Genomic DNA, 9966 nt, shown 5'->3' on the forward strand with positions numbered 1-9966 from the left:
CCATGCTGGCCTACAACTTCTACCCGATCACCGCGATCATGATCATTTTGCTGGCCTTCTTCAACGACGTGCCCATCATGACCATCGCCTACGACCGCACCGAGGTCGATCCGCAGCCGGTGCGCTGGGACATGCGGCGCGTCATTACCGTGTCCACCGTGCTGGGGCTGATCGGCGTGGGCGAAACCCTGCTGCTGCTGAGCTTCGCGCACGATGTGATGAAGCTCGACATGGGCAGCATCCAGACCTTCATCTTCCTCAAGCTGGCGGTCTCCGGGCACCTCACCCTGTTTGTCGCGCGCAGCAAAAAAGCCTTCTGGAAAAAGCCCTGGCCGTCGCCCGCGCTGCTGTGGTCGGCCATTCTCACTAAGGCGCTGGCGACCTTGTTCGTAGTTTTCCCCATGGGGCTGATCGCGCCCATCAGTTGGTCGGCGGTGGGGCTGATCTGGGTGTATTGCATCTTCTGGGCCTTCGTCGAAGACCAGGCCAAACTGGCGGTCTATCGCCACTTCGATCGCAGCACGCCGCGGCATCGCAGCTTTTTGCATCTGCTCAAACAGCGCACATTCAAGCCAGGTCAATGAAATGGCGGATAAGCGCTGCTAACGTCGTTCTTGCGTATTCACTTTCAAAGGGAGTTTCATCATGGCACATCGTCATGCCGTCGTCTGGGTCGATCATGCTCAGGCTCGCGTGCTGTTCATCGATCCGGCTGATATCGAAAAATCCATCATCATGCCCAAGGAGCATCCGCATCTGCACGTCATGAGCGGCGTCATCGGCAGCGGCCGCGCGCCTGAAGACCAGCACTTCTATCACCAGGTGGCAGAAGCCCTGGTCGGCATTCCCGAGGTGCTCATCACCGGCCCTGGGCAGGCCAAGCTGGCATTGTTCAAGCATCTGCAGCATCATGATCCCGCTGTGGCCGAGCATGTGCTGGGTATGGAGTCGGCCGATCATCCGACCGACGCTCAGCTCGTCGCCCACGCCCGGCATTACTTCAAAGCCAAAGACCAGATGCTCGGCATTTGATGGGGTTTCCTTTCTTTTTGTGTTTCTGTTTTATTCACCCGACGAGGCATCATGTCCACCTACAAAAAAATCCTGGTTCCCATAGACGCCAGTCAGACCGCGCAATCGGCCGCTGCCCAGGCCTCTGCGCTGGCGCGCGACCAGCAGGCCGCCCTTCGTTTCGTGGTGGTGGTGGAGGCGAACGGACTGCTGAGTTCCTCCCCGGAGTTTCTCAATGTGCTGGGCAACGACGCCCGGCTATTGCTCGACCGCTGGGTCAATGAAGCGCGTGCTCCGGGCATGGAGGTCAGCTCCGCCGTGGTGGAAACCACGCAGACCTTGCCGCGTGTGGCCGATGCCATCCTGGCAGAAGGGCATCGTTGGGGCGCCGATCTGATCGTCATCGGCAGCCATGGCCGCAGCGGCGTGCGCCGCCTGATTCTGGGCAGCGTGGCCGAAGGCGTGGCGCAGCGCAGCACGGTTCCGGTGTTGATCGTGCACGCGGGCGAACCCAAGGTCTGATTTGACCAACACGCGGCGCACCTTTGGTCACATTCTTCTGGAAAGGCCTTGTTAGGATGCGCGAATTCACTGGATTCGCACATGAAACGCCATCCCATTCCGGCTCATTTCCGCACGCATCATCCGCACCCCTGCGACGGCCATCTGCCTGCAGACCTGAACGCGGTCTTGCGGCAGCGCGTGACCGAAGCCGCCGAGGCGACGTTGGAATTGAGCAGGGGTGAAACCCTGGTGCACAGCGGCATGCCGTTCAAACACCTCTATCTGGTGGTGAGCGGCGGGTTCAAGGCGGTAGAGATTGGTGAAGACGGGCAATCGCAGATCGTCTGCTTTCACTACGCACACGAATTGATGGGCTTGAGCGGGTTTGCCCAGCAACGCTACACGACCGATCTGGTCGCGCTGGCGCCCTCGTTGATCTGCGAGTTTCCGATGGCTGCGGTGCAGTCCATCGTTGGCGCTGACCGTATCTTGCTCGATCATCTGTTGACCTATGTGTCCGAGAGCCTCGCGCGGGCCGAGCACGACCAGTTCAGGCTCGGCAGCATGAGCGCCACGCAAAAAATCGCCAGCTTTCTGCTGCACAGGCAGGAGCAATTGCGCCAGGCCGGGGAAGAGTCCGATCAGTTCGAGTTGCTGATGACCCGAGAAGAACTCGGCAGCTATCTTGGCCTGAGCATGGAAACCATCAGCCGTCTTCTCTCGCACCTGCAGGAACTGGGCGTGGTGCGGGTGGACAAGCGGCTGATCGAGGTTTTGCGTGAAGACCAATTGCGCGTCTGGCTCGACGGGGTCGTGACTCTGCCCACATCGTCTTGCCGCAAGCCCGCAGCCAAACGTGCCACGCTCAAGTTGGCGTGATTTAGATCAACCCTTGTTTTACTGGCGGGATGGTTCGAGCAGGGCGCTCAGGGTGTCGATGTCCCGGCGGTCGAGCTGACCTGCCGCGCTCTTCAGGCGCAGTGTGTTGACCAGCACGTCATAACGCGCCTTGTCGGTCTGACGCTGGGTTTCGTAGAGCTGCGACAGCGCGTTGAGCACGTCGATGTTCACCCGCATTCCTACTTTGAACCCGGTTTCATTCGCCTGCAGCGAACTGCGGCTGGAGGCAATGGCCGCGTCGAGCGCCTTCACCTGTGCGAGCCCGGATTGCACACTGAGGTAAGCGGCGCGTGCTTCCTGCGCGGCGGCGAGGCGGGCCGAATCCAGATCGGATTGCGATTTTTCAAGCAGATGCGCGGTCTGTTCGACATCGCTTTGCACCGCATAGCCGGTGAACAACGGCCAGCGCATCTGTACGCCCACGCTGGCGACGTTGGCGCGGTTGCTGAAGGGAAACAGCGGGCTGCCGCCCGTAGTCGCGTTGTGGTCGAGGCGGGCATAGGCGGAGACGGACGGCCGATAGCCCGTGTCGGCCTTTTTCGCGTTGAGTTGCGCCAGTTTCACGCCCAATAACGCCTCATCGACGCCGAGGTTGTGTTCTTCGGCCTTGCGGCTCCACGCGTGCATGTCGCCGAGCGGCGCCTGCAGTGCCGTGCTGCTGGGCAGGGGCGCGAGCGTTTGCACGGCGGCGCCCACTAACTGTTGCAGGCTGTTGCGCGTGAGTTGAAGCTGGTTTTGCGCTGCCAGCACTTGTGCGGCGGTGAGGTCGACGCGCGCCTGGGCATCGCGCACATCGACAATGGTGCCGTTGCCCGCGTCGAAATTGGCCTGTGCCGAGTTGACTTGTTGCGTCACCGCTTTTTGCTGTTCTTGGAGCGAATGCAGGCTGTCTTGCGCGGCCAGCACGTCGAAATAGCGCACGGCGATCTGAAGCATCAGATCCTGGTCTTGCTGCACGAATTTCAGGTAGGCGATGCGCGCGGCGACATCCGCCTGTTCGACGCCGAGATGATCGGCAGGTTGATAGAGCGCCTGCGTGGCCACCAGATTGACATCGCGCGAGGTGTAGTTCCACTGGGTGGGCATGCCGAATTTCTGCAGCAGCGGGTTGTCGCTGTTGTCCTGCGCATTGGCGCTCAGATTGGCGCCCGCCACCAGTTGCGGCAACAGCTTCGACCGCGCCAGCGGCACGCCGGACAAGGCGGCCTGATAGTTTGCCTGTGCACTGCGTAGCGCCGGGTTGTGCTGTTGCGCCAGCGTGAAGACCTGCGCCAGGGTTTCTGCGCTGGACGTTCCCGCAAAGGCCAGGCCGAAGCCGACCACGCCGCTGATGAAACAGCCAATGCGTATGAGGTGAACGTGACGCAGGCGCCGCGCGGAGCGGCGGGCAGTGGAAACAGACGTTGCCATCGGGGGTGTTGAGGGAGAGGAGGGTTGCGGTTGATGCTACGCCCCACGGCACAGGCCTGATTGATGTAAATCATGGCCGCGCGGCAAGCTGGCGCGACAATGAAAAAGCAGTCCGCTCGCCCGTATCAACCCAGTCATTCGCACTCCCATGAAAAACAAAAAGCGGCCTTTGATCATCGTGGTGTTGCTCATCGTCGTGCTCATTGCCGGTGGCGCTTACTGGTGGAGCCAGCGGGCGAAACCGGTCTCGAACACGCTCACCCTCTACGGCAATATCGATATTCGGCAGATACAGCTCGCGTTCAACGATGCCGGGCGGGTATCCGAACTTCTGGTGCAGGAAGGCGATGCCGTGCGCAAGGGGCAAGTGGTGGCCCGCATCGACCCGGTGCGCTACCAGGATGCGGTGAACCGCGCGCAGGCGGCATTGCTCGCGCAGCAAAGCGTGCTGGCCAAACTCAAGGCGGGCAGCCGTCCGCAGGAAATCAATGAAGCGCGCGCCGGGGTGGACGCTGCGCAGGCCGCGCAGGCCAACGCCAAGGCCACTTATGCGCGGCAAAAGACGCTGGTGGAATCGGGCTTCCTGCCCCGGCAAAGTCTGGACAACGTCACCCAGCAACTCGACACGGCGGCCGCCGGTGTGCAGCGTGCGCGCCAGGCGCTGAGCTTGGCATTGCAGGGGCCGCGCAAGGAAGACATCGCCGCGGCTGAGGCGATGGTCAAGGCCGATGAATCTGCGCTCGCACTGGCCCAGCGCCAACTGACCGATGCGGTGCTGTATTCGCCCGAGAATGGTGTGGTGGAAAACCGCATTCTGGAGGTGGGCGATATGGCCGCGCCGCAAACTCCGGTGATGACCATCGCGGTGAACAACCCGGTCTGGGTGCGCGCCTATTTGCCGGAAACCGAGCTGGGCAAAATCGCTCCGGGCATGCGCGCCGACATTCTGACCGACAGCTTTCCCGGCCAGCCGTTCAAGGGCTGGATCGGCAATATCTCTCCCACGGCGGAGTTCACACCCAAGTCGGTTCAGACCACCGAGTTGCGTGCGCAACTGGTGTATCGGGTGCGGGTGTATGCCTGCAATCCCGATCAGAAACTACGCCTGGGCATGCCGGTTACCGTGCAGGTGCCTTTGTTGAACAACGCGCCGCAATCGGTTCCCGAGCATGTCTGCCAACACTGAGACAGCGCCTCAGAAACAGTCGGCTGAATTACCGGCTGATGTGGCGCTCGAATTGTCGGCGGTGCACAAGCAGTTCAGGCAGGGCAGCAGCGTGGTCGATGCCCTCAAGGGCGTCGATGTGCGCATTCAACAGGGCCGCATCACCGGCCTGCTCGGGCCGGACGGCGCAGGCAAGACCACGCTGATCCGCCTTGCCGCCGCCTTGCTGCTGCCCAGTGCGGGCGAGGTGCGGGTGCTGGGCTTGGACGTGCGGCAGGCGGCCTCGGCCATTCAGCAGATGATCGGCTACATGCCGCAGCGCTTCGGCCTATATGAAGACCTCACCGTTCAGGAGAATCTCGACCTCTATGCCGATCTGCAGGGCTTGAAAGCCACAGCGCGGCAACAGCGTTTCGACGAGTTGCTCAAGCTCACCGCGCTCGGCCCGTTTTCGCATCGGCGCGCGGGGGCGCTTTCCGGTGGCATGAAGCAAAAGCTGGGGCTGGCCTGCACCCTGCTGCGCGCGCCGCGCCTGCTGCTGCTCGATGAGCCTACTGTGGGGGTCGATCCCATTTCGCGGCGTGAGCTCTGGAGCATCATCAAACTGTTGCGCAGCCAGAATGTCGCCGTGCTGGTGAGCACCGCCTATCTCGATGAGGCCGAGCAGTGCGACGACATCGTGCTGCTGCACGAGGGCAATGTGCTGGCGCATCAGCCGCCCCTGGCTTTTCGTGCGCCCTTGAAAGGCCATGTATTTCTGGTGCGTCATGCGCAATGGCATCGCCGCACTTTGCAGGAATCGCTGCATGCGCGTGCCGGAGTGGTCGATGCGCTGGTGCAGGCCGAAGGGGTGCGGGTGGTGTTGCAGGACACCCAGCCCCTGCAGCAAGCTGGCGAAGACTGGCAGGCCGTCGAGCCGCGTTTCGAGGATGCCTTCGTCAGTTTGTTGCACACGGGCCTGCCTTCCCCGCAGACGCAGGCTGCGCCCAAGGTTGAGGCGGCTGTCGCTACTGTCGCTAATGCCGCCATTGCTGCCATTGCTGCCAAACCCGATGAAGCGGCGCCAACCGTGATTGAAGTGAAAGAGTTGCGCCGCTTTTTCGGGGCGTTTCAGGCGGTCGAGGGCATCAGCTTCACGGTGGGGAAGGGCGAGATTTTCGGTTTGCTTGGCGCCAATGGCGCGGGCAAGAGCACGACATTTCGCATGCTCTGCGGACTGCTGCCGGCGTCTTCAGGCACGCTGCGCGTTGCGGGCGCCGACCTGCGCACGGCTCGCGCAGACGCGCGCGAGCGCATCGGCTATGTGTCGCAGAAGTTTGCGCTTTACGGCAATCTCAGTGCGCGTCAGAACCTGAATTTCTTCGCCTCGGCCTATGGCCTGCGCGGTGCACGACGCAAACAGCGGCTGGCCTGGGCCTTTGATGAGTTCGACCTGAGCGAGTATGCCGATGCCGAGGCCATGGACCTGCCGCTGGGATACAAACAGCGGCTGGCGCTGGCCTGTGCGCTGATGCACGAACCGTCTATTCTGTTTCTCGATGAGCCGACCTCCGGCGTCGATCCGCTGGCGCGGCGCGAGTTCTGGCAGCGCATCAACCATCTGGCCGAATCGGGGGTGACCGTCATGATCACCACCCACTTCATGGACGAGGCGGAATATTGCGATCATCTGGTGCTGATGTCGCTGGGCGAGATTCTGGCTTTTGGCACGCCCCGCGAGATTCGCGGGCGCATTCGCACCGATGCGCTGTCCGATCCGACGATGGAAGACGCCTTCATCGCCCTGATTCAGTCGCACGAGGCGCAGATTCGCCGCGCTGCATGAGGAGATCCGGCCGATGAACCGACAACGCCTGCGGGGCCTGGTCCGCAAGGAGTCTCTGCAGATCATCCGCGACCCCTCCGCCATCGCCATTGCCTTTGTCTTGCCGGTGCTGCTGCTGTTGTTGTTCGGCTATGGCGTGTCGCTCAATGCCCGCGACGTGCCTTTGGCGGTGGTGGTCGATCAGCCCAGCGCGCAGACCAGCAGTTTTGTCGGCGGGCTGCAGCAGTCGGCTTTTTTCGCGCCCAAGGCCTATGCCGACATCGCCGCCGCCCGCCATGCCCTGATGACCCGTCAGGTGGACGGCATTGTCTGGCTGCGGGGCGATTTCACACGTCTGGCGCTCACCGGCCGCTCCGCCCCCGTGGCAGTGTGGATGAACGGCGTGGACGCCAACAACGCCCGCATCATGGAGGGTTATCTGCAAGGCGTCTGGCAAAACTGGCTGCAGCTTGAGGCCGAGCAGCAGGGCAGGCCCTTGCTCATGCCTGTCAGCGTGCAGGCCCGCATCTGGTTCAACCCCGCGGTGCGCAGCCGCGACTTTCTGGTGCCAGGGCTGATTGCCGTCATCATGACCCTGATCGGCGCCTTGCTCACTGCGCTGGTCATCGCGCGCGAACGCGAGCGCGGCACCATGGAAGCGCTCATGGCCAGCCCGGTGACCATGGCGGAAATCCTGCTGGGCAAGCTGATTCCCTACTTCGTGCTCGGCATGGGGGGCATGGCGCTGTCGGTGGCCATGGCGGTGTGGTTGTTCGCGGTGCCATTGGTTGGCAGCCTGTGGCTGCTGGTGCTGTGCTCGGCGCTGTTCCTGCTGGTGGCGCTGGCGATGGGGCTGCTGATTTCCACTCTGGCCAACAGCCAGTTCGTGGCCGCGTTGGTGGCGGTCATCGTCACCTTCCTACCGGCTTTCATTCTGTCGGGATTTATTTTTGATATCGACTCCATGCCGGCGGTGGTGCAGTTCCTCACGCATCTGGTGGCCGCCCGCTATTTCGTGGGCATCCTGCAGACGGTTTTTCTGGCCGGCGATGTCTGGCCGGTGATTCTGACCAACAGCACCGCGCTGGCCCTGATGGGCGTGATTTTCATGGGCATCGCCTTGCGCAAATCGCACAAGAGGCTGGACTGAAAACATGTTCGCCAGAGTTGTCGCACTCGTCATCAAGGAACTGCTCATGCTGCTGCGCGACAAGGCCAGCCGCGCGGTTCTGATCGGCCCGCCCCTCATCCAGCTGCTGGTGTTCGGCTATGCCGCCAGCTTCGACCTCAACCACATTCCCTACGCGGTTTACAACGAAGACCCGGGCTACGCCTCGCGGGAACTGATCGCGCGCTTTTCCGGCACGGACACCTTCCGCCAGGTGGCCACCATCACCCACGATGCTCAGATCGCTCCGCAGATCGACAACAAGGATGCGCTGCTGGTGCTGCACATCGGCCCGCACTTCACCCGCGACCTGCTGCGCCATCAACCGGCCACGGTGCAACTATTGGTTGACGGCCGAGACTCCAACACGGCATCGCTCGCGCTGAACGATGCCAACAGCGTGCTGCTCGGTTTCAATGAGCAATGGGCTGCGCAACACGGTTGGCGCGGCCCGCCGGCGAGGCTGGAAATTCGCTCCTGGTTCAACCCCAATCTGCTGTCGCGCTGGTTCATTCTTCCGGGCATCGTCGCCTTGCTCACCCTGGTGGTCACCTTGCTGGTCACCGGTCTGTCGGTGGCGCGCGAACGCGAGATGGGCACCTTCGACCAACTGCTGGTCACCCCTTTGCGGCCGGTGGAAATATTGCTGGGCAAGGCTTTGCCGGGATTCATCATCGGCGGACTGGAGGCCGCTTTCATCGCCATCGTCGCCATACTCTGGTTCGGCGTGCCGTTTGTGGGCAGCGTGCTGGCATTGGGCATCGGGCTGTTTTTCTTTTTGCTCGCCGCCACCGGCATCGGGCTGATGATCTCGTCCATCGCCGTGACCCAGCAGCAGGGCTTGCTGGGCGTGTTCATGTTCCTGGTGCCGTCCATCATTCTTTCCGGCTTTGCCACACCCATCGCCAATATGCCCGAGGCGGTGCAGTTGCTCACCTACATCAACCCGATGCGGTATTTCCTCATCATCACCCGCGGGGTCTATCTCGAAGGCTATGGCGTGGGCGACCTGATGTCGCAGTACTGGCCGCTGGCGCTGATCGGCGTCGCCAGCATGGGATTTGCCGCCTGGCTGTTCCGTCACCGCACGGGATAGCCGCGTTGCATTTTGGAGCGAGTCTGACATTCGCAGATTTGGCGGCCTTGATGCTGATCAAACGCTATGTTGCGCCGCCGCAATCCAATGCTTGGCATTCTGCATTGAGTCGGAGGACAGAATGGCACTCCAATTTCTAACCCCGCTGACCGCCCTGGGCAACGACGTGGATGTGCTCGTGCTCGGCGCGGGTGGCGCCGGGTATCCAGGGGCCTTTTTTCTCGCCCAGACCGGGCGGTCGGTGCTGATGGTCGACCCCATCGGCAATCTCGGCGGCGACTGTCTGGCCGAGGGCTGCGTGCCTTCGAAGGCGGTGCGCGAGGCGGCGCTGGTGCGCGGTCTGGCGGACAAATTCGACGGCTTCGGTCTGCGCGGCAGCAAGCCCGCGGTGGACTGGGGCGCGGTGCTGGCGCACAAGGATAGTGTGCAGAACACCCGCTACGCGCAGCATGCGCGCGAGATCGCTGCGGGCGGCGTCGCCTTCGTGCAGGGGCGCGGGGTGATCGTCGCGCCGGATCGCGCGCGCATCGATGCCGGCGATGGCAGCGGCTCGCGCGAAGTACGCTTTCGCCAATTGATCCTCGGCACCGGCTCGGCTCCCGCGCGCCTGCCCATACTCGGGGCCGAACTGGTGCCGACTTCGCACGATCTGTTCCGCCTCGGCGCCGATCTGCCGCTGCCGCAACACCTCGTCATCATCGGTGGTGGCTACATCGGGGTGGAGACGGCGTCGATGCTGCAGGCCCTCGGCGCCGAGTGCAGCATTCTCGAATATGCGCCTCAGGTGCTGCCCGGCTTCGACGCCGAGCTGGCGTCTTTTCGGCACGCCAGTCTGTCGCAGCGCGTGCGCATCGAACGCTCCGCGCAGGTGCTGAGCATCGCGCGCGAGGGCGATGGCTATCACGTGC

9 protein-coding genes and 1 pseudogene are annotated in these 9966 nt (G+C 62.7%); 9 read left to right on the top strand and 1 reads right to left on the bottom strand.

Features of this window, described 5'->3' with window-relative positions:
• From AC2VLV_RS05690 to AC2VLV_RS05705, 4 genes and pseudogenes are all read left to right on the top strand, one after another.
• A pseudogene (locus AC2VLV_RS05690) lies at positions 1-584 on the top strand (plasma-membrane proton-efflux P-type ATPase); the annotation flags it as partial.
• Positions 585-645: 61 nt separating this feature from the next.
• Entirely contained in the window at positions 646-1032 is a 387-nt protein-coding gene (locus AC2VLV_RS05695; RefSeq protein ID WP_486989053.1) for a translational machinery protein, read from the top strand.
• 51 nt (positions 1033-1083) lie between these two features.
• Entirely contained in the window at positions 1084-1533 is a 450-nt protein-coding gene (locus AC2VLV_RS05700; RefSeq protein ID WP_486989054.1) for a universal stress protein, read from the top strand.
• Positions 1534-1614: 81 nt separating this feature from the next.
• A complete protein-coding gene (locus tag AC2VLV_RS05705; RefSeq protein ID WP_486989055.1) occupies positions 1615-2394 on the top strand; it encodes a Crp/Fnr family transcriptional regulator in 780 nt (259 codons plus the stop codon).
• A gap of 18 nt (positions 2395-2412) precedes the next feature.
• Here the strand turns inward: AC2VLV_RS05705 and AC2VLV_RS05710 are convergent, their stop codons facing one another.
• Positions 2413-3825 (bottom strand): TolC family outer membrane protein, encoded by a 1413-nt coding sequence (locus AC2VLV_RS05710; protein ID WP_486989056.1) that lies wholly within the window; start codon positions 3823-3825, stop codon positions 2413-2415.
• Positions 3826-3973: 148 nt separating this feature from the next.
• Between AC2VLV_RS05710 and AC2VLV_RS05715 the strand changes: the two genes are divergently transcribed.
• From AC2VLV_RS05715 to AC2VLV_RS05735, 5 genes are all read left to right on the top strand, one after another.
• On the top strand, positions 3974-5011 hold the full coding sequence (locus AC2VLV_RS05715) for an HlyD family secretion protein (protein ID WP_486989057.1): 1038 nt from the start codon (positions 3974-3976) through the stop codon (positions 5009-5011).
• Complete coding sequence (locus AC2VLV_RS05720) at positions 4995-6815, top strand: ATP-binding cassette domain-containing protein (RefSeq protein ID WP_486989058.1); 1821 nt, start codon at positions 4995-4997, stop codon at positions 6813-6815. Before AC2VLV_RS05715 ends, AC2VLV_RS05720 begins: the two co-directional genes overlap by 17 nt.
• A gap of 13 nt (positions 6816-6828) precedes the next feature.
• Positions 6829-7944, top strand: coding sequence for an ABC transporter permease (locus AC2VLV_RS05725; protein WP_486989059.1), 1116 nt, complete (start codon positions 6829-6831; stop codon positions 7942-7944).
• A gap of 4 nt (positions 7945-7948) precedes the next feature.
• On the top strand, positions 7949-9058 hold the full coding sequence (locus tag AC2VLV_RS05730) for an ABC transporter permease (RefSeq protein ID WP_486989060.1): 1110 nt from the start codon (positions 7949-7951) through the stop codon (positions 9056-9058).
• A gap of 121 nt (positions 9059-9179) precedes the next feature.
• The coding region (locus AC2VLV_RS05735) for an FAD-dependent oxidoreductase (protein WP_486989061.1) at positions 9180-9966 on the top strand (787 nt) is incomplete at its 3' end.

The organism is Thiomonas sp. TH-17 (assembly GCF_057473305.1).

Excerpts from the sequence above, each read along its gene's own strand:
- AC2VLV_RS05695 (WP_486989053.1), top strand. The coding sequence starts at position 646 with ATGGCACATCGTCATGCCGTCGTCTGGGTCGATCATGCTCAGGCTCGC.
- AC2VLV_RS05700 (WP_486989054.1), top strand. The coding sequence starts at position 1,084 with ATGTCCACCTACAAAAAAATCCTGGTTCCCATAGACGCCAGTCAGACC.
- AC2VLV_RS05705 (WP_486989055.1), top strand. The coding sequence starts at position 1,615 with ATGAAACGCCATCCCATTCCGGCTCATTTCCGCACGCATCATCCGCAC.
- AC2VLV_RS05710 (WP_486989056.1), bottom strand. The coding sequence starts at position 3,825 with ATGGCAACGTCTGTTTCCACTGCCCGCCGCTCCGCGCGGCGCCTGCGT.
- AC2VLV_RS05715 (WP_486989057.1), top strand. The coding sequence starts at position 3,974 with ATGAAAAACAAAAAGCGGCCTTTGATCATCGTGGTGTTGCTCATCGTC.
- AC2VLV_RS05720 (WP_486989058.1), top strand. The coding sequence starts at position 4,995 with ATGTCTGCCAACACTGAGACAGCGCCTCAGAAACAGTCGGCTGAATTA.
- AC2VLV_RS05725 (WP_486989059.1), top strand. The coding sequence starts at position 6,829 with ATGAACCGACAACGCCTGCGGGGCCTGGTCCGCAAGGAGTCTCTGCAG.
- AC2VLV_RS05730 (WP_486989060.1), top strand. The coding sequence starts at position 7,949 with ATGTTCGCCAGAGTTGTCGCACTCGTCATCAAGGAACTGCTCATGCTG.